Origin of the sequence: Lysinibacillus sp. ZYM-1 (genome assembly GCF_001308875.1) — a bacterium.
Lineage (GTDB): Bacteria > Bacillota > Bacilli > Bacillales_A > Planococcaceae > Lysinibacillus.
Genome location: NZ_KQ465107.1, coordinates 215,168 through 238,230, shown reverse-complemented (window position 1 = coordinate 238,230; position 23,063 = coordinate 215,168). Strand labels below are relative to the sequence as shown.

Annotated in this window: 26 protein-coding genes and 1 pseudogene; 18 read left to right on the top strand and 9 right to left on the bottom strand. The window is 34.9% G+C overall.

What is annotated here, in order from left to right; all coding sequences use genetic code 11:
* Positions 1-191: 191 nt before the first annotated feature.
* Both AO843_RS02775 and AO843_RS02770 read left to right on the top strand, forming a co-directional pair.
* On the top strand, positions 192-1,661 hold the full coding sequence (locus AO843_RS02775; RefSeq protein WP_197278855.1) for a MocR-like pyridoxine biosynthesis transcription factor PdxR: 1,470 nt from the start codon (positions 192-194) through the stop codon (positions 1,659-1,661).
* 4 nt (positions 1,662-1,665) lie between these two features.
* Positions 1,666-2,574, top strand: a complete 909-nt coding sequence (locus tag AO843_RS02770; RefSeq protein WP_054609619.1) for a D-alanine--D-alanine ligase — start codon at positions 1,666-1,668, stop codon at positions 2,572-2,574.
* Positions 2,575-2,966: 392 nt separating this feature from the next.
* Here AO843_RS02770 and AO843_RS02765 read toward each other — a convergent pair whose 3' ends face one another.
* The gene (locus AO843_RS02765; RefSeq protein ID WP_054609618.1) at positions 2,967-3,476 is read right to left on the bottom strand and encodes a DinB family protein; all 510 of its coding nucleotides are present in this window, start codon (positions 3,474-3,476) and stop codon (positions 2,967-2,969) included.
* Between the two features lie 354 nt (positions 3,477-3,830).
* Here AO843_RS02765 and AO843_RS02760 point away from each other — a divergent pair, with 354 nt between their 5' ends.
* Together AO843_RS02760 and AO843_RS02755 are read left to right on the top strand one after the other, a co-directional pair.
* Entirely contained in the window at positions 3,831-4,427 is a 597-nt protein-coding gene (locus tag AO843_RS02760) for a TetR/AcrR family transcriptional regulator (RefSeq protein WP_054609617.1), read from the top strand.
* 64 nt (positions 4,428-4,491) lie between these two features.
* The gene (locus AO843_RS02755; protein WP_054609616.1) at positions 4,492-5,637 is read left to right on the top strand and encodes an MFS transporter; all 1,146 of its coding nucleotides are present in this window, start codon (positions 4,492-4,494) and stop codon (positions 5,635-5,637) included.
* A gap of 525 nt (positions 5,638-6,162) precedes the next feature.
* On the opposite strand, the gene AO843_RS02750 is transcribed toward AO843_RS02755, so the two are convergent.
* The 3 genes from AO843_RS02750 to AO843_RS02740 are packed head-to-tail and all read right to left on the bottom strand — an operon-like array spanning position 6,163 to position 8,151.
* Positions 6,163-6,795 carry a DsbA family protein gene (locus AO843_RS02750; RefSeq protein WP_054609615.1) on the bottom strand — a complete coding sequence of 211 codons (633 nt, stop codon included), beginning with the start codon at positions 6,793-6,795 and terminating at the stop codon, positions 6,163-6,165.
* Positions 6,796-6,834: 39 nt separating this feature from the next.
* Positions 6,835-7,473, bottom strand: a complete 639-nt coding sequence (locus AO843_RS02745; protein WP_054609614.1) for an NAD(P)-dependent oxidoreductase — start codon at positions 7,471-7,473, stop codon at positions 6,835-6,837.
* Between the two features lie 39 nt (positions 7,474-7,512).
* Entirely contained in the window at positions 7,513-8,151 is a 639-nt protein-coding gene (locus tag AO843_RS02740) for an FMN-dependent NADH-azoreductase (protein ID WP_054609613.1), read from the bottom strand.
* A gap of 228 nt (positions 8,152-8,379) precedes the next feature.
* Between AO843_RS02740 and AO843_RS02735 the strand changes: the two genes are divergently transcribed.
* The 3 genes from AO843_RS02735 to AO843_RS02725 all read left to right on the top strand — a co-directional run bounded on the left by AO843_RS02735 (position 8,380) and on the right by AO843_RS02725 (position 10,236).
* Positions 8,380-8,784, top strand: a complete 405-nt coding sequence (locus tag AO843_RS02735) for an Rrf2 family transcriptional regulator (protein WP_054609612.1) — start codon at positions 8,380-8,382, stop codon at positions 8,782-8,784.
* A gap of 362 nt (positions 8,785-9,146) precedes the next feature.
* Positions 9,147-9,650 (top strand): GNAT family N-acetyltransferase, encoded by a 504-nt coding sequence (locus tag AO843_RS02730; protein WP_054609611.1) that lies wholly within the window; start codon positions 9,147-9,149, stop codon positions 9,648-9,650.
* A 337-nt stretch (positions 9,651-9,987) separates the two neighbouring features.
* Positions 9,988-10,236, top strand: coding sequence for a hypothetical protein (locus tag AO843_RS02725; protein WP_054609610.1), 249 nt, complete (start codon positions 9,988-9,990; stop codon positions 10,234-10,236).
* A 478-nt stretch (positions 10,237-10,714) separates the two neighbouring features.
* On the opposite strand, the gene AO843_RS02720 is transcribed toward AO843_RS02725, so the two are convergent.
* The 3 genes from AO843_RS02720 to AO843_RS02710 form a co-directional block, all read right to left on the bottom strand.
* Positions 10,715-11,146 (bottom strand): membrane lipoprotein lipid attachment site-containing protein, encoded by a 432-nt coding sequence (locus tag AO843_RS02720; RefSeq protein ID WP_054609609.1) that lies wholly within the window; start codon positions 11,144-11,146, stop codon positions 10,715-10,717.
* Positions 11,147-11,186: 40 nt separating this feature from the next.
* The gene (locus AO843_RS02715) at positions 11,187-11,834 is read right to left on the bottom strand and encodes a hypothetical protein (protein WP_054609608.1); all 648 of its coding nucleotides are present in this window, start codon (positions 11,832-11,834) and stop codon (positions 11,187-11,189) included.
* 176 nt (positions 11,835-12,010) lie between these two features.
* A complete protein-coding gene (locus AO843_RS02710) occupies positions 12,011-12,850 on the bottom strand; it encodes a YitT family protein (protein ID WP_054609607.1) in 840 nt (279 codons plus the stop codon).
* Positions 12,851-13,378: 528 nt separating this feature from the next.
* On the opposite strand from AO843_RS02710, the gene AO843_RS02705 reads away from it, so the two are divergent.
* From AO843_RS02705 to AO843_RS02685, 4 genes are all read left to right on the top strand, one after another.
* Positions 13,379-14,827, top strand: coding sequence for an Msr family ABC-F type ribosomal protection protein (locus tag AO843_RS02705; protein ID WP_054609606.1), 1,449 nt, complete (start codon positions 13,379-13,381; stop codon positions 14,825-14,827).
* Between the two features lie 124 nt (positions 14,828-14,951).
* Positions 14,952-15,395: an SRPBCC family protein gene (locus AO843_RS02700; protein WP_082389371.1), complete on the top strand. Its 444-nt coding sequence runs from the start codon at positions 14,952-14,954 to the stop codon at positions 15,393-15,395.
* A 628-nt stretch (positions 15,396-16,023) separates the two neighbouring features.
* Positions 16,024-16,578 carry a DUF4303 domain-containing protein gene (locus AO843_RS02690; RefSeq protein ID WP_054609604.1) on the top strand — a complete coding sequence of 185 codons (555 nt, stop codon included), beginning with the start codon at positions 16,024-16,026 and terminating at the stop codon, positions 16,576-16,578.
* Between the two features lie 13 nt (positions 16,579-16,591).
* Complete coding sequence (locus AO843_RS02685) at positions 16,592-17,710, top strand: serine hydrolase (RefSeq protein WP_054609603.1); 1,119 nt, start codon at positions 16,592-16,594, stop codon at positions 17,708-17,710.
* Positions 17,711-17,740: 30 nt separating this feature from the next.
* Here the strand turns inward: AO843_RS02685 and AO843_RS02680 are convergent, their stop codons facing one another.
* Positions 17,741-18,199: an SMI1/KNR4 family protein gene (locus tag AO843_RS02680; RefSeq protein ID WP_054609602.1), complete on the bottom strand. Its 459-nt coding sequence runs from the start codon at positions 18,197-18,199 to the stop codon at positions 17,741-17,743.
* A 147-nt stretch (positions 18,200-18,346) separates the two neighbouring features.
* Between AO843_RS02680 and AO843_RS02675 the strand changes: the two genes are divergently transcribed.
* A complete protein-coding gene (locus tag AO843_RS02675) occupies positions 18,347-18,874 on the top strand; it encodes a cupin domain-containing protein (RefSeq protein ID WP_054609601.1) in 528 nt (175 codons plus the stop codon).
* A 99-nt stretch (positions 18,875-18,973) separates the two neighbouring features.
* Entirely contained in the window at positions 18,974-19,393 is a 420-nt protein-coding gene (locus tag AO843_RS02670; protein ID WP_054609600.1) for an Rrf2 family transcriptional regulator, read from the top strand.
* A 78-nt stretch (positions 19,394-19,471) separates the two neighbouring features.
* On the opposite strand, the gene AO843_RS02665 is transcribed toward AO843_RS02670, so the two are convergent.
* Positions 19,472-19,876: a carboxymuconolactone decarboxylase family protein gene (locus AO843_RS02665; protein WP_054609599.1), complete on the bottom strand. Its 405-nt coding sequence runs from the start codon at positions 19,874-19,876 to the stop codon at positions 19,472-19,474.
* Between the two features lie 106 nt (positions 19,877-19,982).
* On the opposite strand from AO843_RS02665, the gene AO843_RS02660 reads away from it, so the two are divergent.
* The 5 genes and pseudogenes from AO843_RS02660 (at position 19,983) to AO843_RS02640 (ending at position 23,056) form a co-directional block, all read left to right on the top strand.
* Complete coding sequence (locus tag AO843_RS02660) at positions 19,983-20,399, top strand: Lrp/AsnC family transcriptional regulator (RefSeq protein ID WP_054609598.1); 417 nt, start codon at positions 19,983-19,985, stop codon at positions 20,397-20,399.
* A gap of 18 nt (positions 20,400-20,417) precedes the next feature.
* Positions 20,418-20,942: a GNAT family N-acetyltransferase gene (locus AO843_RS02655; RefSeq protein WP_054609597.1), complete on the top strand. Its 525-nt coding sequence runs from the start codon at positions 20,418-20,420 to the stop codon at positions 20,940-20,942.
* Between the two features lie 24 nt (positions 20,943-20,966).
* Positions 20,967-21,311 (top strand): annotated as a pseudogene (locus AO843_RS02650) (hypothetical protein).
* Positions 21,312-21,447: 136 nt separating this feature from the next.
* Positions 21,448-22,041, top strand: coding sequence for an NADPH-dependent FMN reductase (locus AO843_RS02645; protein WP_054609596.1), 594 nt, complete (start codon positions 21,448-21,450; stop codon positions 22,039-22,041).
* 76 nt (positions 22,042-22,117) lie between these two features.
* On the top strand, positions 22,118-23,056 hold the full coding sequence (locus AO843_RS02640) for a ring-cleaving dioxygenase (protein ID WP_054609595.1): 939 nt from the start codon (positions 22,118-22,120) through the stop codon (positions 23,054-23,056).
* The last annotated feature ends 7 nt before the right edge of the window (positions 23,057-23,063 follow it).

Sequence of the window (23,063 nt, the reverse complement as noted above, 5' to 3'; positions counted from 1 at the left end):
ATAAAATGCTATATTTCCCCATTTCATTATTCGCCCATTGTTGACCCAATGGACAATGAGATAAAAAAATTACACCAGGGCCGTAATTGATAGGAATGACAATATTAAAATATGATAGAAAGAAGAACAACCACTGTAATCGGAAATTACATAAAGCGTGGACCTTTTTGGTACGCTAGGGTTATGTAAGAATGAAACAAGGGGGTAAGGAAGTGTTTAATGATTTTAAGATAATGGATGATCGTCCTGTTTACGTGCAATTGAAGGATTATGTTCATGACATGATTGTTAAGGGACATCTGTTGGAGCATCAAAAGCTTCCATCTACCCGTGAACTTAGTAAGTTATTAGCCATTAGCAGAAATACAGTTTTAAATGCATATGCCGAGTTAGAACAGGATGGCATCATCTATGCAGTGAAGGGAAAAGGGAACTTTGTAGGAAAGGTTACTACATTGAAAACGTCGACGATCGAGTTTGACTGGAAGAATAGGCTTAATACAGCAACTTTGTTAGCAGATGAAATCGATTTAATACGGCAAGATATACAGTGGCAAAAAGGAATGATTTCTTTCACTAGTATTGCCCCGGAAGAAAAGCTTTTTGATGTTGAGAATTTCAAAAGGGCGTTTCTTACACGGATGTCCCTTGAGGGCGACATCGTCTTGAATTATGGCTATGCAAAAGGTTATAAACCTTTAATTGATTATCTACTTGGTTATATGGAAATGAAGGGTGTAAATATTTCTAATAAAGATATTTTAATAACCAATGGCTTTACGGAAGGGCTAGATATTTTATTATCCTCAATAGCCAAAAAATCTGGGCGTGTTTTATGTGAAAATCCTACGCATCATGCGGCATTGAAGCTTTTTCGTTTACATGGGCTAGATATACACGGCATTGATATGAAGGATGATGGCATTGATATGGAGATGGTGGAGAAAAGTATAACAGAAAAGGATTTTGATTTTGCTTATCTTATTCCTTCCTATCATAATCCAACTGGTATCGTCACCTCCTCTGAAAAAAGAGATGCTATCATTCAGCTATTTTCAACCTATCAAATTCCTATTGTAGAGGATGGCTTTAATGAGGAATTAAGATACTCTAGCTCTCATCTAGCACCGCTTATTGCTTTTAGTGGATCAGGAAATAATATTGTGTATATCGGCAGCTTTTCTAAAATCCTTTTTCCAGGACTACGAGTTGGTTGGATTTTAGCCGATAAGGAGTTAATCAATTATTTAGAAAGCATGAAAAGAGCTCGAACGATTCATACATCTACCCTGGATCAAGCGGTGTTGTATCAATATTTGCAGGATGGCTATTTTGAAAAATATTTAAAAAAAGCAAGGTCTGTCTATAAGAAAAAATATGAACTTGCTCGTCAAACCTGTATGCAATACATTCCATTTAGCAGAATCAGAGGAAATGGAGGACTCCATCTTTTTATTGAACTAGAAGAGGGTATTGATGCTCGAAGGCTATTGGAAAAATGTTATGACAAAGGTGTGGTGTTTTATCCAGGAGATGTTTTTTATACAAATGGGCTCGGTAGAAACACATTTCGCCTAGGATTTTCCCGGTTATCAGAAGAGGATATTGTCCGTGGTATTCAAATCATTGGTGACACATTAAAAAATGATAGGAGGGGTTGAGAAAATGAAAGTTGGCGTAATTATGGGTGGTACTTCCTCTGAAAAGCAGGTTTCCATCATGACAGGTAAGGAAATGGTCACTCAATTAGATAAGCAAAAATACAAAGTTACTGCCATTATATTAGATGACAACAAAGAGGTAATTGACAAGGTGCGTGACATTGATGTGGCTTTGTTAGCACTTCATGGTAAGTTTGGGGAGGATGGTACGATTCAGGGAGTGCTAGAAACATTGGATATTCCTTATACGGGAAGCGGTCTTCTAGCAAGTAGTTTGTGCATGGATAAAAATATGGCCAAAAAAATACTTCGATATGAAGGTGTCGCAACACCAGACTGGATGCATCTCATAAAAGGGGAGGAGCTACCCTTACAGGATATAGAGCTTATTGGTTATCCGCTTGTTGTCAAACCCAATGCTGGTGGCTCTAGTGTAGGTGTCCAAATTATCCATGATCGGAGTGCCTTATTGACTGCTGTATCAGAGATATTTAAGTGGGATAACGAAATCATTATTGAACAATATTTGATTGGTGACGAAATTACATGCCCAATCCTCAATGACAAGCTATTGCCAGTCCTTTCAATCAAACATACGGCAGTATTTTTTGATTACCAGGCGAAATATGATGATGCTTCGACAATAGAGGAGCCAGTGGAACTCCCGCTTGCGATTCATAATCGTGTGGCAAAAGCTGCAATGACCAGCTATAAGTCTTTAAAATGTAATGTGTATGCTAGAGTAGATATGCTAATTAAGGAGGGCGTTCCTTATGTATTGGAGGTTAATACATTACCTGGCATGACCCAAAATAGCCTCCTACCAAAAAGTGCTCTTGCTGCTGGAATCAGCTATTCGGCGCTATTGGATAGCATTATTGAAAGCTCCATACAGATTGATAGAAATAAGTAAAATAGAAAAAACACCTTTTTGTATCAGGGTAATATAGGGTAAATAGTATAATAAAATAAAACCAGACCTTATATTTAGAGGATTTGAGTTTGATTATATATAATCAAACTTTATAATCAAACTTTTATTTGTATATAAAAATACATCCATTAAATCCTTATTGAGATAATGGATGTATTTTTTATTGTGGTCTTTTAATAAAGATTGATAATTTTCTTATTCCACAATCGGGCCATTTAATTGAATAAGAAATTAAAGAAAATAGGGAATTTATAAATAGAGATAGCGTCAGGAAAATGCGGATTTATAATACTAAGGAAGTCTCACTATTAAAAAACCTAATTTCTCAGTATTAAATGAGAAATTAGGTTTTTTCATTAATAGAAAGAGACTTATAAGTATTTATCACTAATCACTTTCATATGGTGTAACTCGTGCCCGACAATGCCATATGCAATGGTACCTACCGAAACTGGGCTGTTCATTACAGTTCCATTACGAACCCACGCAGCTTCATCAATAGTTGAAATCAGGCTTAACGTGTTGGAGCGTACCATGTCTAAACCAGCTAGTAACTGTTCCCAAGATAATTTGTTGAAGTTTGCCGCAGAAACGTATTGATCCTGATCCATTGCTGGGAGTGGTGCACTTTCATTTCGTGCAATGGCAAGCATTCGATACGACATCACACGTTCCGAGTCGGTCATATGCCCAATCACTTCTTTTAAAGTCCATTTCCCTGGTGCGTACGTCTTCCTTGCTAACTCCTCTGATACGCTGCCTAAGAGGGTAAGGGTCTTAGTTCGTTGCTTACTCAGTATTTCTTCAATATCTCCATCTGGCACAAGACTAACATACCTATCATGCTCTGGATTTTCAATAAATAATGGTCGTGGACGCACAAGAATCCTCCTCATCGGAATAGTTAATTATGGTTGTAGGGTAATATTCTACTTTCAAGAGGATATTTCCTTTATTTAATATTAATTTTCATTACCGCTATTTTGAAAACATATTCATGTAGCTTTGTAAAAAAATTTGATCATTCATAACAAAGTTTGATAATTAAAAACAAAGATTGATAAAATAATAAATTCAAATAACATCTCGTTTGGATAATGGACTATATTAATTTATTCGTAATCTAAAGTAGTCTAATTTTATTTTAAAGTTACAATAAAACAGATTTATTGACTATTCGGTACAAAAGAGATATTCTACTAATGTTATATTTTTAAAATGAGAGGAGAATAAGATTGAGTAATCGTGGCAGACCCAGAGAGTTTAATTATTCCTCAATTGTAGATGTTGCAATGAAAACATTTTGGATAAGAGGATATGAGGGGTGTTCTACACAAGATTTATGCAACGATACAGGACTTGGGAAAGGAAGTTTATACAATACATTCGGTAGTAAACATGAACTGTATAAACAAGTATTAGAACGCTACCACGAAATTGGAATTAGGGAACAAAAGGAATTATTAACTACCCAAATTCCAGTTAAAGAACGGTTAAGTAATTTTTTTGAATGGGCATTGAAGGAAGACTTTGAGAATATTGACCAAAAAGGGTGTTTATTGATCAATGCCAGTGTGGAAAGAGCTAATAATGATTTAATGGTTCAAGAAATTTTCTCAAGACATGTTGAACTTCTGAACCAAGCTATTAAGAAAGTGATGGAGGAAGGGTTGCAGACTGGAGAAATTTCTAAAAAGCAAACCGCTGAGGAATTAACTAGTCTTTTTTTAAGCAGTTATTACGGGTTCCGGGTTCTTAATGCTTCAATGCAAAATCGGGGGTTGGCAGAACAGGTTATGAACGGAACGTTAGGGTCACTTTTTGGCGCTTAGTGCGCTCTTTTTTTAGAACTATTTTTGTACCGTTTGTTACAATAATGAATTTAGGAGAGTTTATATGCCATCGATTATTTATTTACTAGCTTTAGCAATCTTTTGTATGACTACATCAGAATTTATGGTTGCAGGTATGATGAACGAACTTGCTCTTGCATTCCAGGTTTCTGTATCATCTATTGGTTATTTAATAACAGCTTATGCAGGAGCAATGGTGGTAGGAGGCCCCATTTTAACTGCAATTCTCTTACGAATGCGTAGCAAACAAGCACTATTGTTTTTAATGTTTATATTTTTAATTGGTCAATCGCTAGGAGCTATTGCATGGAACTATGATATTATGATGATTTCACGTATTATAACTGGTATTGCTTCAGCTTCAGCCTTTGGAGTTGCGATTTCCTTTTCTACAACATTGGTTCACTCTGATTCAATGGGAAAAGCTGCATCAATTGTACTTGCAGGTTTAATGGTTGCAACTGTATTAGGTTTACCTATAACAACCATTATTTCGCAATATTTTGGTTGGCGTATTAGTTTTTGGGCTGTTGCTGTTCTTGTGCTAGTATCAGGGATTATGATTCAGTGGTTGCTACCATCATTATCAAACAAAGAGCAACTGAACTGGAAAGACGAACTTATGCATTTTAAAAACAGGCATCTTTGGGCAGCGTACACAACAAGTATGTTTATTATTGGTGGTACATTTGCAGCATTTAGTTATTTCACTCCTATCTTTACAAATGTCACAGGCTTTACAAGTGCAAGTATTCCATATTTACTTGCTCTCTATGGTAGCGCGACGGTAGTTGGGAATATAGTGATTGGCAAGTTTGCTGATAAATATACAATGAAAATACTGATGAGCGGATTGATTATATTAATAGTAGCATTGTCTTTATTTGCTTTAAGTGCAGAGAATAAATACATTGCGGTTATTTCGATGATTTTTATTGGTTTAACTGGTGTAGCATTGAATCCTGCAATGGTTGCGAGAGTAATGAAAACAGCTAGTAATGGAACAATGATAAATACCGTTCATAGTTCTTTTATTACTCTGGGTGTTGTTATTGGTTCGTCACTTGGTGGTTTTGGAATCAGTAAAGGATATGGATTTGTATCTCCGTTATGGATTGGATCTTGTTTAGCAATCCTTGGGGCAATTTCATTAATCCCATATTTACGTAAGAAAAATACAGGTTATTAGATTTTAAATTTCTTTACATCTCTATTTCCTTTCCGCTAAATTTACTTTTTGATTATGCAATGATAATATTAGTTTTTTGCTAGGTATCGAGGCGATCCGGAAGCTATATTATTCTTTTTAAGAAAGCAACTTTTTTGTAGCTTACATATAACAAAAAAAGTAGTGTTTACAAAAAATTGTAATCAAACTTTGTTTTAAAAATGAAATATACAGAAAAACGTAGCTCTCTTATTTTGATCAATCTTTTTTCAAAATAAAAGGGCTTTTTCTATTACAAAATCACGGTTGTAACACTTTCTTAATCAAACTTTGTTATAACCCATCAATTCAACAATCGGGCGCTTTCCTTGAATAAGGCGAGCGTCTTTCTTCATGAAAAGGGCCCGATTGTTGAAGAAAGTACATGGGAGACATATAAAGAACTCATTAATAATACTAAATAAAACATCCTCTATCTTGTATATTACATAGAGGATGTTTTTATTGAATATCAATTAAATTCTTGAATAAACCGAAACTTTATTTTTATTTTTCTAAAATTTCTTTCAAGTGAGTTTCAAGCTTTTCAGCAGTCATAGCACCCCCGCCTAAGCTGATGTATTCATCACCTTTTTTCAATAAAAGTGTAGGATAACTATTAACGTTAAGTTGATGAACCTTTGTAAAGTCAGCATAAGCATCGCTTATAGTATCTTTTTCCTTCATCCGTTCAATAACTAAATCAGGATTAAGATTATGAGCAATAGCTATCTCCCTATAAGTTTCTTCAGCACTAAGGCTTTTTCCCTCAAAATAAAAAGCGTGTTGCATGGATGAAGCAAAATACACTGCACGTTCAGGTGCAATAGATCTTAATGCAGAAAACCCAATGGCTGCAACCTCAGAGTCCATAACAAAAGTTCCGTTTGCTAGAAGTTCTTGGTAAGCTTCACCATACACTACACCAGTAAGCTGACTTATGCGCTTATTTGCTTCAGGAATGTGAGGGTATTCATTTATAGGAAGACTTCTATCTCCTACAAATAAACCGCCGGAAATAATTGTTAATGGTAATTCTGGGTGGTTTTCGTGCAAAGTACGAATACTTTTCGAAAAGCCATAACACCAACCACAATAAGCATCCCATACATATACAAGAGAAATTTCTTTATCACTCATACTAAAAGCTCCTTTCAAAAGAATAATATTTTTTTGTACTTAGCGTTCTCCCACTACAGCGAAACGCTCATTTTTATGTTGTTGATTTTCTATTTCATCAAGTATTGCAAGAGCATAGTCTGCATAGCTAATGTAGCTTTCACCTGTTGAGTTTAAGATAATTTGATCTTTTCCTTTTTGGTAAGAACCTTTTTTCTCACCTTCTGGGTCAAAAACCCCACCTGGGCTAATATAAGTCCAATGAACACTACTAGTATTTCGAAGATCCTCTAGGTTTTCGCCCATATATTTTGCAGTTGGGTAATAGGCTTCTGGAAAACCTGGTGATTCAAATTTTTTCATTGTTTGAGTTTCATCTACATACAAACTTCCTGCACCGCCTACTACAATTAATCTAGTTTCAGGAGCATCTTGTAATGCATTAATTAAAACTCTACCAGCTTCCACATGTTGTTGTTCTTGTCCATTGGAAGCCTTAAAGGCATTTACCACTACATCAAATTGATTAAGGTCTTCCTTTTTTAAATCAAATACATTTTTCTCTAATATTACCACTTGTTCATGAGATACTTTAGCAGCATTACGTACAATAGCTGTTACTTCATGTCCACGACTAAAGGCTTCTTTAAGAATAAAACTTCCTGCTTTACCATTTGCTCCAATAATACCGATTTTCATGTTAATCCCACTAATTTAAATAGTTATTCCCTGATAATTTTAGAAAGTTTTAGCTAAATCTTTTGCACGAGCAATAGCATCTTCTTTAATTTCAAGTGCTCTTTCAGGCACTTTATTATGTCCCTCAACGAAGAGTCCTTCTAAAGAAGGAACACCAAAGAAATTCATCATTACTTGGAGATGACGATGACCCATTTCAAGTTCTGCAGCTGGACCTTCAGAGTAAAAACCACCTCGTGCCTGTATGTGCAATGCTTTTTTGTCTGTTAGCAACCCTACTGGCTGCCCGTTTTCTGTATATCTAAAAGATTTACCTGCTACAGAAACTGCATCCAAGTAAGCTTTCATAACGGGAGGATATGAAAAGTTCCAGAATGGCGTAACAAAGACAAACTTGTCAGCCGTAATAAACTGTTCGTTTATTTCACCAAGGCGAGTTACTTTTAATTTCTCTTGCTCTGATAGATCCTCGAAGCTTGACCCTGATCTAAGTTTTCCCCATCCACTAAAAACATCTGCATCAATTTGAGGGATATTTTCTTTATATAAATCAATGTGAACTACTTGATCGTTAGGATTAACTTCTTTATACGTATCAATAAACGCTTTTCCTGTCGCCATACTGTAAGATTTTGTTTCATCATGTGGATGTGCTGTGATATATAATACTGTTGTCATTTTGTAATACTCCCTTTCTTCCAAAGCATAGTAATAGTTTTATTAAATACAAAGGGTTATTGAGTTGTAACAGTAATTGTTACACCCTTCTGTAACGATTATAGTTACACCTTATACGAATGTCAATAATCTTTTTTCAGTAATAATCTTTTTAAATAATTATTTGGATATTATCTAATTGACAAATAAATATATGTAACTAATATTATTACATGAGGGGTGATTTGCATGATAAATATACGTCTTTCTGTAGCGATCCATGTATTATCGTTAATTTCTACAGACTCAACATTATCATCTGAGAAGATTGCCAGCAGTGTAAATACAAACCCTGTTGTCATAAGACGAATAAGTAGTGACTTAAAAAAAGCTGGAATTCTGACTTCTAAAGTTGGCGTACCAGGTTCTTCCTTAACTCGAGACCCTAGTGACATCACTTTATTTGATATTTATAAAGCCGTTCATATAGAAAAAGAGTTGTTTCCTATACACAATAACCCTAATCCTGATTGCCATGTAGGTAAAAAAATTCAACATACACTGAATGTAACCTTTGAAAGTGTACAAACAGCAATGGAAAACGAGTTAAAGAATAAAACTCTCGAAAGTGTTATGAATCATCTCAATGAATAGAGATGATTTTTTTTATTAATTATTATTTAGATTTGATTTGGAGGATAATAGCTCCTTATATTAGGGGTGTTCCTATACGAAAGAAGGCGAAAAAGGGATAAGTTTGAATAAATGTACTAACGAGGCAGTTTAGTTAAACAAGAAAACAGTTTGCAGAGAACCATTTTTCGATTACTGGAAGAGTTTACAATATATTTATGGAATGATATACTTTATTAACCATTTAATATTGGATTGCAAAGTATTATGCCTCCTTTATTTTGGATTAATTGTAACGGGAGTAGCTGCCAATAACATATACCTATTTTTAAATTTGATTTTGTCTATAAAATGACGTTCAAAATTATGATAGGAGTGTACTAATGAATGAATTAAACACAGAAAGATTAAGATTAATTCCACTGAGTGCAGAAAATCTAAGGTTGCTAATAGATAATCCAAAGGAAATGGAACAAAGGTTATCATTAATTGACTCAGATAGATTTCTCAGTCCAGAACTTAAACAAGCTATGGAAAAAAGACTTTCAAAATTGTTATGCGATGTGGAAAATTATATTTGGTATACAAATTGGTTAATCGTGTCAAAAGATAAAAACTGTAGTGTTGGTGGAATAATGTTAAAGGGGCTTCCAAATGAAAATGGTGAAGTAGTAATAGGTTACTATACGCTCCCTAAATATCAAGGAAACGGCTATATGACGGAAACTGTTAATAGTTTAAAAAACTGGTTGTTAAATCAGTCCGATGTTTTGTACGTTATTGCTGATACTGATAAAGATAATATTCCATCGCACAGAGTATTAGAAAAATTAGGGGCGGAAATGTATAAAGAAACAGAAGAATTATACTTTTGGAGATTTGTCTAAAAAGTTCCCTTGAAGTATTTAAAAAAGAGACATCGTTTTATAATGATGTCTCTTTTTAAGGATTATTACAATGTTAATCAATAATGGAAGACCCTTCTTCAATTAACAGGGTGCTTATCTTCAATAAGGTACTCAACAATCGGGTGCTTTAGTTCAATAACGATCTTCAACAATCGGGCGCTTTTCTGAAATAAGGAAAGCGTCTTTATTCATGGAAAGTGCCCTATTGCTGAATAAAGGTGATTGGTTCTTTTTTGTTGAATATAGGACAAGGAAGTCCAAATTTTTTTAAATTATAATGCGTAAATGTATTAATAATTTTGAGGAGCTGAAAAATTTGAAAATAGAAATTGAAGTTAGAGCATTTGGAGAAGTTGAAGTTCATGGGACTGAAGATGCTTATAAAGGTATCGAATTAATGCGTGTACATAAACTTTCTAAAGATACAACATTAGGTGAAGTAGAAAATCTATTATCTACGCTATTTCAAGAAGTTGAAAACGGTTATAAAAATCCAAAACAATGCGTGGGTAAAATTACAATTCGAGCAAAAAAAGAAAATGGTGAAATTGTATTTTTAGGATAGAAATTTTGTTGAAAGAAGGACTCAATTGAGGAAAAAATAGCAATTAAAGTTTTCAACAATCGGGCGCTTTTCTGAAATAAGAAAGCGGGCGTCTTTCTTCATGAAAGGGCCCGATTGTGTAACAACATTAGGAAGAAAATAATCCAACTTTTTTATAAAAATCAATCTTGGTATTATAATATAAGGCTCCATTTTGATCAAACTATATTACAAAGCTACAATATGTACAGTTAATACTGAATTCTCTTAACATGTAGCACCGAAATTGTATTGAATTTGAGGTGTCTGGTAGAGGCAGTATAGAGGATAAATACTTAGCCTTAAATCTAGGGGCTTACTATTCAAATTAATAATTAAATACAAGACCTAGAAAATAACGAACTATTAGTAACGCATAACTCAGTACTCGAAAGAATTTCTTTCGCTAGAGCTATTCGTAACATATTGGTATCAGATTTTTTTAATAGTTCATTCTTTTTTATTTTACATTAACATCAAAAACAAAAGTCTCTCTTCCTTGCGGCCATACTGATGTAAGTTGATATATATAATAACCATTTTCTGATGGCATTTTTATTTTATTATTTTTAATTTCAACAGTATCACTTGTACCGTCTTCATTCAGTTTAATTACAGTAGTAGATGAAGGGTTTTTATCAATTTCAAATTTTAAGGTATCACCTTTTTTAATGTCTAATGTTTCGAAGTTCTCTAATAGTTCATTTATATCTGAACTTCCAGTACTTATTTCAACGTTGCCTTCTTTCCATTCATATTCATCTGAAATCATTTTATATTGTTCTCCATTTACAATAACCTTCCCCTCTGGTTGAAGGATTGGTTCCGTCGGAAATAAACTACACCCTGTTAAAACAAGAATAAACAATAAAAGGGAAATTATTCTCTTCATTTCACGCCTCTCTTCTCTTTAAGAATGTGAATTACGCTCTTTAATTAAAACACTTTAATATTATAACATATTTTGAATAATAGTTAAAATATGTATAATTTGGAATATATGTTATAATAATGGCATACTCAATTAAGGAGGCAATGTAAATGAAGAAAAGTTTATTAGCAGGTATTTCATGAACATCATTTAAATGCCCTAGAAATGAGTTCTGACTTTTGTTTATCTGTGCCATCCAGTTAAGTCGTTCTTCATATCTTGTAGCTTTTCTCCAAGGGTTTAATTGAACAGCTCCATATTCTTCATATAACCAATCTGATAATCCATTTAAAGCAGATAAAAGCATATTCGCTGTTTCAACTCTTTTAGGTAACCAATAAAGCCCTGAAGGGTCTAAACCTTCTTCATTTATTGTTCCTGAATAAACAGACTCCGTAAATGTATCAAAGAATTCTTTTGGAGAAGAATAATATTTCTGATTTGCTTCCATATAATCAAGCAATAGTCCAACAGCTTGTACTAATTTCTTATGCCAAGTTCTGCTTTTACTACGATTCTTTATTTGATATCTATGTAATTGTTCAAAAAGCATGGTCTTTCCATTATGCTCAACGAGAAGAGTAGGAAAGTCTATGCTCCTGCCTGTATTATCCCTATATGTTTTTGAAGATACTTGAACATATCTCATATATATCCTCCTATACCTAAAGTTTGATTATAATATTACAAATAATACCATATATATTTACGTATAACTACAATAAAAAAGGTACTACATCATTAAAATGTAATACCTTTTTAATAGTTTGATTATAAATATTTCACCCTAGATAATGTTACTAACAAAAGGTGTTTTTGACTGTCTTAAGATTTTGCTAGTTCAATAAATCCTTCTCCGAAAACGTCCCTTACATCATGAATCGCAATAAAGGCGTCCTTGTCGACTTCTTTAACAATTTTTTTAAGCTTTACCACTTCTTGCTTACTAATAACGATATACAGAATTTCTTTTTGTTCCTTTGTATAATAGCCATGACCTGCAAGAACAGTAACGCCACGATTCATATAAGCAGTCACCTGTCCAGCAATGTCTTCTGGTTTTTTAGAGATGATCGTAACTGCTTTTTTAGGATTAACTCCTTCGATAACGAATTCCATCACCTTTGTACCAACATATAGCATGACAATCGTTAACATTAACGCCTCTGCACCGATGATAAAATAAGATGAAAAGGCAACGATTAAATCAAAGAATAAAAGTCCATAGCTAATACTCCAGCCAAGGTATTTGTTGGTGATTCTAGCTAAAATTGTAGAACCTGCAGTTGTACCACCAACTCTTATTATCAAGCCAATACCAACCCCAGCAAATACTCCACCAAAAATCGTATTAACGATAATTTCATTAGAGGAAATAGACCAAGATTCCGTTAAATGTAAGAATAAAGAATGGAAAGAGACCGCAATGATTGTATAGATTGTTGTTTGTCTATTTAGAAATTTATAACCAACTAGCAGTAAAGCCGCATTCATAATAAAGCTGACTATACTCGGAGACCAACCGAAAAGATAATAGGCAATAATCGTTAAGCCCGTTACGCCACCTTCACCCAAATCATTCGGAATAACAAATAAGTTAACTGCCAGGGCAAAAAGCAGTGATCCAAGCATAATTATTAAAATATCCATTACGTATTTTTTCATTCACATAACACCACCATATCAAATTAGATTTTTTCTTAAATCCATACTATATCAGGTTTTCACCAAATGATATACTTTTTGTAATGTTTATTTATCATATATCGACCTTTTATTGTACATGACCTTGACTAATTAGAAAAAATATTTATAATAGTCATAACACTTTTAAGGAGGATTATTAAAAAATGACATATTTAATGAGACTACATTGTACCGTTTTGAGCCAATAACTGAATAGGGTCAAAAACTCTGTTTGTGAAGCCAGAGTATACAGGATAGTCTGTCCTTTTTTAATCATCTTCATCGCATAAGAAAGGGAGTTTACGCCATCATTTAGTGAGGCTTACTCTTATCATATAGCTCTGTTACTTGGATCACAGGCAAATTGTCTGTGATTTTTTGATTTATCCAATCAGGAGGAATATATAATGCATATGCTACTATTCTTTTGATACGAGCTTTCACTAGAAGCTTGTATCGATACCATAGCTATCGATACGAAATGATTCAATTTCGGGAGGTAGTAATATGGAAAAAGTTTGCTTTGAATTAGATCACGTAATTGTGAATTATTTAGATAAAGAGATTTTAAACATTGAAAAATTGGCCATTCACCAATTTGATCGGATCGGTATCGTTGGGAAAAATGGCGCTGGAAAAAGTACATTAATGAAATTACTTGCTAGCAAGATTCAGCCGACAAGTGGGATGGTAAATAGTCATGTTCATTTCGGATATTTTGAACAATTGGAAGCACCAACGTCAGTAGAGGCAGAGGCTCAGTTGTTAGGGAAATTAGCTATTCCTTCATATTCTAAAGGACTAAGTGGTGGCGAGCAAACGAGATTGAAGTTAGCTCAATTATTTTCTTTTTATGAGGAAGCACTGCTCATTGATGAGCCAACAACACATTTAGATCAAGAAGGTATTTCGTTTTTAATGGATGAATTACGTTATTATTATGGCGCGCTTGTACTAATTAGCCATGATCGTGCTGTACTAGATGAATTGGTCACAACGATCTGGGAGGTTGATGGGGGCAGAGTAAATATTTACTCTGGAAATTATAGTAATTATGCTTGGCAAAAGCAGGTAGAGCGAGATCAACAGAGTCAGGCTCATGACTTATACTTAAAAGAAAAATGTCGTCTTGAAAAAGCTGTCGATGAAAAAATGAAAAAAGCTGAAAAAATTACCCAAGCAGGTAGCATGTCAAAAAGAGAAGCAAATGCAAAACCAAATCGCATGTTTATGACTAAGTCCAAAGGTACGAGTCAAAAAAGCGTACAACGGGCAGCTAAAGCGATAGAACATCGAATAGAGAAGCTTCAGAAAGTAGAAGCGCTACAGGTAGACAGAAAAATAATTTTCCGACAATCGAAAGCTTTGGAACTACACAATAAATTTCCGATTATGGCGGATCAATTCACTTTACACGTTCCAGGCAAAGTATTATTAGATGAAATAAACTTCCAAATACCATTGGGTAAAAAAATTGCGCTGACAGGTAGTAACGGTTGTGGAAAAAGTACATTACTACGACATATTGCAAATAATGAGGATGGGTTGACTATTTCCCCTAAGGCTAAAATAGGCTATTTTCATCAAATGAGCTATCAATTTAAAAGTGAGGAAACAGTCCTCCAATTTTTAAAAAATCGCTCTGATTACGAGGAAGGCTTTTTACGAAGTGTTTTAAGTTCCATGCAATTTGTAGGAACGGATATACAAAAGGGTGTGAAGTCATTAAGCGGTGGTGAAGCGATACGCCTTGAGCTTTGTTATCTGTTTTTGGGGAACTATAATATACTGTTATTGGATGAGCCAACTAACTTCTTAGACATTCAAGCATTAGAAGCGTTAGAGCAATTTATAACGGCTTATGAGGGTACGATAATCTTTGTGTCACATGATAAAAATTTTATTGAAAATGTAGCAGACATACAGTTTACTATTGAAAATAAAAAGATATTTTAAATTTAAATGTGCGATTCTACGATAAGGAGAATCGCATTTTTTTTATTAAATTTTTATTATAAGAAAGGTAAATGGGGAAATTTGGAGAATGTCTAGATAAACACAATAAAAAGGATGATGATCGATGATGAATACGGATGTGACGACTAAATTAAAAATCAAACAGCCAGCCCATAAAGTTTTTGAAGCCATTATTTCTCCTTCTGAAATCGGGCATTATTGGTTCTCTAGCAGCTCTGAAAGATGGGTGGAGGGTAAAAGGATTACATTGAGGTACGAGGAGTATAGCGCAGAGGGAATTATCTCCGTACTTGAAATAGAGGCCAACAAAAAAATTGTATTTTCTTGGGGTGAGGAACATGGTGAAGTGACAATTGTTACCATCGCACTTGAAGAATATCAGGGACAGACAATCATTGAGGTAGTGGAGTCAGGACTGAGCGCACATGATCCGGAAATTGTGAAGAAAATGATGGGTCAAAAAGAAGGGTGGATCTATACATTAACTTGTCTCAAAGGATACTTAGAAAATGGCATAAACAATTTAAGAGCTTCATTAATTCATTAGTGTATTTAGATGACCATAAACTTTATTAAATGTTGCTGCCACTATAGGGGGGACAAGTCTAGTTATAAAGGTCTTTGGAGACGGGTAGAATTAAGCGCTTATCCTGTACTTGATCAGTATCATTTTGATTATTGGGTACCTGAAAGACAAATTATTTCTACTGAATATGTACGTGCTGGAAGTGGGGTTGCAGGAAAACCAGTGGGAGTATCTTATACAAAAACGTATAGATACTTTATTGATAGGTGATTTTTTGGATAAAAAAATTTTTTTAAGTTGTATAATTTTTATTGCTGTTATTGCGTTATTTAGTCCGACAATTATTTCTACGTTAATGCTACAACAAAATACAATACTTAATACTCAATATTACATTCAGTACATTGCGAATTTGTTGAGTTTCCATCTAAGTTTATTCTTTTTGGCTTCATTAGTATTAGTTTTATTTCTCAAGAAGGGTTGATGATTAAATTACTACATTCAAAACTCATCTAAATCCTATGTGAATGAAGATTATAGGTGGGTTTTTGTTTCTTACTATTTAAATTAAAAATGTGACAAATCAAAATCAGTTGATCATTGAAGGTTGTTTTACAGATAGATCTTATTAAAGGGGATATTCTTAGTTATGGTGCCTATCGAAGATATTGAGATTTTAGTGGAGGAAATTGCTAATGCTGCAAGAAAATCATTTCTAAATCTATTTAAAAATGGTGAGCGGTATTATTACTGTACGTTATATACAACAGAAGAAGGGCATGCACCTAATGTCTCTGCGTGGTCGTGGGAAGCTTTGGAGCGAGAAGCTACTACACAGGCAATAAACAGCAACATCCCTCAACCTGAAATGGCTACTGTAATCAAGTGGTCTTATGCAGATTCTCCTTATTGTGGCTTTGGTGAAGAGAACTTTTTAAATGTTCGTCAATGCTTTGATGCACGCCCTTTTCTTTCTGGTGGCGAAGGATGGCAAAAAGAATTGACATTACGACTACAGGCTATGGAGCTAGCAATGAAAAAGCTTGATGAAGAGGGACTATTTGCTTTGAATCAATCTAGGAATTCAATATGCATATTTGTGGAAATTATGCCGCCTGTAGAAATAAATACAGAAATAGCGCTTCGATTAAATAATCAATCATCTACAGCATTACAGGAATGGTTGTTGGAAGCAGCTGAGTGAAGGAGGGATTGGTGTGAAGAAGTGGTATTGGTTGATTGGTGGCTCTTTAGTTTGTGCAGGGTTAGTGATAGGCGTTGTATTTTGGAAATTTCAAAAGGAAATCAATAAAGACGATCCCGAATATATTGTGCAATTTATGAAAGAAAATAAAGGCAACAAAAATGTTTCAGTAGCGATACAATACAATCGTCAGAGTTGGGTAGAGCAAAATACGAAGGAACAACTGCCTTTAGCTAGTACAGTTAAAATAATTGTAGCTATTGCCTATGCTCAACAAGCAGCAGGTGGACATATCAATCCTCAGCAACAAGTTCGTTTAGGGGAATTAGAGAAATTTTATATCCCTAAAACAGATGGAGGAGCACATGAAGCATGGTTAGCGCAGTTAAACCTCAATGGCGAGGAAAGTGTGCCGTTGAGCGAAGTAGCAAATGGCATGATTACTTATAGTTCCAATGCAAATACAGAATACTTAATGCATATACTTGGACTCCAATATATAAATGAAGTTCTTACTCAACTTGACCTAAAAGATCATGAACCTCTATATCCAATCGTAAGTGCTCTCTATATCCCCACTCAATTGATGGATGGCAACAGCCGAACGAAAAAAGAAACACTAACTGCTTTAAAAGATATGGATATGACTGAATATCGAGAAAGGACATTGGCTATTCACGAGAATTGGGTAGAACATCCTTTAACAAAAGAGGACAAAGCAAAGGCTCTAAAAATGCTCAATATGGATATTCAAAAGGTTTGGTCTGATCGTTTAATAAGAGCTTCCGCAAATGACTACATCTCTATTTTAGAAAAAATGAATAGTAAAAATTATTTTAGCGAAGATGTACATAAGTACTTAGATCCTGTGATGGAACAGTTGATGCAGAATCCGAAAAATCAAGAATGGCTCTCACACGCAGGTCAAAAAGGAGGGTCAACTGCCTTTGTATTGACACTAGCAGCCTATGCGGAAGATAAAGAAGGTAATCAAACAGAAATCGTCTTTTTTGCTAACGACTTAAATACAATGGAGCAAATGAAACTATCTAATAGTATGAATAGTTTTCAATTAAAATTTCTTACAGACGAAAAATTCAGAATGCGTCTCAAAACGGAATTATTCGAGTGATGAGTTGCCTCTATCGCAGAGGCGACTAGATTATTTATGTTCATCAAGTAATCTTTCAAGAAAATCTGAGAATGTAGGTGCATACTGATAGATCATGTCATTCATTAAGTCATAACACATGACTGGAAACTCCCTATGTTCATCTTTAGCTGATAGATCAAAGAAGTACAATTCATCTGAGTCCGGGACAAATAAATCTAATCTATTTGGATACGCTCTGTACCAATCCTCATCAGCCAAGTTCAGACGATGTATGTAGAGAATATCACTATCGTCGATATCTCTGTATTCTGGTTGACATAACGTAAGGATGTTTCCGCCATTTAGTCGTGCATTGCCATAATTTTTTAACCACCAGCAATAAGAGGGTGGTAATTGGAAACCTAGCTCTGCTTCTGCATCGATTATCCAATTATCTTTGACACCATGTCTGGGATACCATTTAATAGACGTAGTATGTGCTAGTTTTGCCGCTAATCTCTCATACATAATAAATACCTCCTATCTTTTTTAAAATGATACCAATTTAAACTTGAATTTCAAAGAGCGACATTGTTGCTGATCTCGCTGGGATTAGTACATTCATTCATCCGTTTGCATACTATACATTTATAATGTGTGAGAGGATTGAGATCAATGAATTACCCTTATTATGGTAATTACCCAATGTATAATTACAGTTATCACCCTGTTTATTGGGCTTATCCAACTCAGGTAGATCAAGGGACCAGAAATAATAGGCAGAGTGATTATGGACCAGAGCCATTCGTTGTGGACATTGAAGAGGTGACGAAGCAAAATATAAATTACCGAACAGCACTGTGGACAGGATCAAACTTACAAATAACTGTGATGAGCATCAATATAGGGGATGATATTGGCTTAGAGGTGCATCCCCATGTTGATCAATTCATTTGTATTGAAGAGGGTCAGGGAGTTGTTCAAATGGGGCCAACTAAAGATTATTTAAACTTTCAAAGAAATGTCTCTGAAGATACGGCCATCATGGTGCCCGCAGGGACATGGCATAATATTACGAATATAGGAAATGAACCATTAAAGCTCTATACGATTTATGCGCCACCCAATCATCCATCTGGGACTATTCATGTGACGAAGGCAGATGCAGAGGCTGAAGAAGCGGGCTATGGTCAAGAAGAATAAGGGATAAAAAGCGTGTTTTATTAAACATGCTTTTTTCATATGTGGTAGAATGTGTTTTAATTGCAGATAGTAAAGGTCCTTAATGAAAGGTGATTAATGATGAAGTATTCAAAAGCAACAAACTATGCGTTACATACAATGGTGTTTTTAACACTTACACCTAAAGGGAAGTCAATGAGTGTAGAGTCACTAGCAGATATGCAGAAACTATCTCCAACCTATCTTTCGAAGATTTTAACAAAGCTTGTAAAGGCAGGTTTAATTGAATCAAATCCAGGTGTCAATGGCGGTTATCGTATTTCGAAATGTCCTCAAGAAATTTCTTTTTTAGATGTGATTTATGCTATTGAAGGACAAACCTCATTATTTAGTTGTTCTTCTGATCATGAGGATTCCTTTCATAACGAAGGTTGTCTCATCGAAAAAGTAATGGTGGATGCTGAGAATAATATGAAAGAAGAGCTGAGTAAGAAATTTATTATTGATATAGCCAATGAAATCGATAAAAACATGGGGTAGACGGATAGAACGCCAAAAGTGACGGATAGAATGTTGAAACTGATGGATAAGAACTAGGGTGCTTCCCTAGTTCTGTTATTATTTCAATTGCATAAGAGCGCCGAAATATTGCTGTGCGGTCGTGAAGCAAATAAATGCTAGTAGCTCACTGATTTCTGCCTTTGTCAAATATTCTTTTAAAACAGCTGTGACATTGGGAGCAGTATGCCCTTTAGCGATTAAGAATGCTTCAGCAAACCCTGTACAAACAGCTGTTTTCTCATCGTAGTGTTGAGGGTCAGGCTTACCTTTTGCCTGACAATACTGACAACCATTTTTTTGAGCCAATGTTTTTCGGACTTCTTCTTTCAGATGGGCAGATAAATGTCCGTCCTTTTCGAGCGTTTCCCCTAGTTGTAACCAGTGAAACTGTATTTCCTCATTATAGCCTAGTAGTTGTTGAAAGGGTGTTAAGCCCTTGTCATGTAAATGAATTAGTGTCATTAATCATCCCTCCTTTAGTTAGTGTAAAATATGAATAACGAAGTTAATATACAAATTCGAAGGGAAAAGTCATCGTTCCCTTTTAAAATGAAGGGATATTTCTACAATGGATTTCATCAACGAAACGATACTAAAAGAATTGAAAAAAGATAGTCGAATTTCTATGAGTGAATTAGGTAGAAGAGTACACTTATCTGCACCGGCAGTTCGTGAAAGGGTGCGGCAATTAGAGGAACAGCAAATTATAAGGAAGTATACACTGGACATTAATATGAAAGCATTAGGCTTTCCGATTGAAGCTATAATCGAAGCAACAATCAAAAATAACCGCTATGCAGATTTTAAAGATCATATCATGACATGTACAAACGTAGATTTTTGTTATCGAATATCGGGAGAGAGTTGTTTTTTATTAAAAGCCCATTTTCATTCTTTTCCTGATGTAGAGCAATTTATTGATGAATTACAGCTATATGCACATACAAAAAGCAATTTTATTTTTTCTGATATATGTGAGGACTGATAAAATAAGGAGATATTTATGGAAATCAAATTATTTACGGGCGAAATAGACGCCTTAGTACATTTACTAACTCAAAATATTTGGTTTTATCACACAAATCAGCACTTAAAAGAAGAGACTGTTCGAGCAGCATTTGCAGAAGGTTATTATGAGAACGATCGTGAAACATATTGGATACTTGTAAATGGAGAGAGAGTAGGGCTTATCTTTATTCATGATATAAGTGATACCATCCCTCTTTTTGATATCCGCTTAGATGCAAATTGTAGAGGTAAAGGTTATGGTGTACAAGCACTTCATTGGTTACAAGCATATTTATTTGAGGTGAAAGGTAAGATTCGTATTGAAGGCTATACAAGAGTAGATAATATAGGGATGCGAAAATGTTTTAGCAAAGCAGGCTTTGTGAAGGAAGGCTATTTAAGAAATGCTTGGGAAAATGAAGATGGCTCAGTGACTGATAGTATTGTCTACGGTGCTATCAAAGAAGATTGGGTTTTAGGAAATCTAACGCCGATTAAGATAGACGAAGTGCCATTTTAATGTGACTTTTGGGAGATTTTTAGTATGGAGGACAATTTATTAAATGTTTTAAGACAATCTTGGTCGATTCAATCAAGTTCTAAATAGAGTGATGGGAACCCTGCAAAAGGACAATGCGGTGTTACTTCTTTAGTAGTGCAGGATATTCTTGGCGGAGAAATTAAGAAGGTATTTCTTGAGGAAGGCTGGCACTTTTATAATGTAATTAATGGAGAGAGAATGGATTTTACGGAGGAACAGTTTTCATCTAAAATCGACTATCAAGACATTGATTCGAATAGAGCAGAGGCTTATCAAGATACGGATGATGCCCAGTATAGTTATTTAAAATCACAAGTTGATAGATATTTAAGAAAGGCAGAGAGATAAATTCCTCTGCCTTTTAAAATTAAAAAACAAAGGTGTTGACGTTTAAGAAAGTACCGTGTTATTATTATCTCGAATTCAAGATAAATAAATTCAAGATAAATGAATTAACCTTTAACTTTCGTAAGGAGGTACAATGATGGGTTTTTTTAATAAATTATTTTCTTCAAAAAAAGAGGAGGAACAGACAATGGCAGAATTAAATATCGGTATTATTATTGGATCAACACGTGAGGGACGTGTAAGTCCTCAGGTAGCGCAATGGGTAAAGGAAATCGCAGATCAACGAGGTGATGCAAACTATACAGTGATTGATATCGCTGATTATAAATTGCCATTACTAGGAGAACCAGGACAAGATGCTTCAGGCGCACAGGCTTGGTCAGAAATCATCGCTAAACAAGATGGATTTGTGTTCATCGTACAAGAATATAATCACTCTATTACAGGCGCTCTAAAAAATGCACTGGATTATTTACGTGTTGAGTGGAATAACAAAGCAGCAGGGATTGTCTCATATGGCTCTGTAGGTGGAGCTCGAGCAGCGGAACATTTACGTGGCATCATGGGCGAACTATTAATCGCAGATGTACGTGTTCATCCAGCATTATCACTATTCACAGATTTTGAAAATGGTTCAGACTTCAAACCACAAGCTGTACAAACTGATTCAGTCAATCAAATGTTAGACCAAGTAATTCCATGGTCTAAAGCATTATACACAATTCGTTAAGCTTGAGCAGTTTGAGGTAGTACGAAATTGGGTAAAGTATGGATTAGAAAAATTAGACATGAAAGGGCATGTTAACATGAAAAAACATACAGCAGGTATTCACCATATCACAGCTATCGTAGGGCATCCGCAAGAGAATATTGATTTTTATGCAGGTGTGTTAGGCTTGCGTTTAGTGAAACAAACAGTAAACTTTGATGATCCAGGCACATATCATTTATATTTTGGTGACAAAGGTGGGAAACCAGGAACAATCATTACCTTCTTTCCTTGGGCCAATGCTTATCAAGGGCGTATTGGTGACGGTCAAGTCGGTGTCACAACGTATGTTGTACCCGAAGGGGCATTACCATTTTGGGTTAATCGCTTAGCAAAATTCTCAATTCCTTTCCAAAAAGCTGAACGTTTTGGTGAGCAAGTTATTCAACTAGATGATCCGCATGGCCTGCATATTGAACTGGTTGCACGTGCTGCAGGTGAATTAAATGAATGGACATTTGGTGAAGTAACGCCTGAGGTTGCTATTAAAGGGTTCGGTGGAGCTACTCTATACTCAAGCCACCCTGAAGAAACTGCAAAAGTTTTAACAGAGGTAATGGGTCTTGAAAAAGTAGCGTCAGAAGGTGACTATACTCGTTTTAAATCTAGTGCAGAAATCGGCAATACAGTTGATTTAAAAACGGTTGCAGGTTTACGTGGACAAATGGGTGTAGGAACGGTTCACCATATTGCGTGGAGAGCTCAAGATAATACGGATCATTTAGAATGGCAAGAGTATGTTATGAATCATGGACAACATGTAACGGAAGTCAAAGATCGTAATTATTTTAATGCGATTTATTTCCGTGAACCTGGTGAAATTTTATTTGAAATCGCTACTGATCCTCCAGGATTTGCTCATGACGAAACACCTGAGACAATGGGTAGTCAATTAATGTTACCTCCTCAGTACGAGCAACATCGAGAACAATTAGAAAGAACATTAATTCCAATTAACGTACATGAGCTTGACTAAGAGGGGT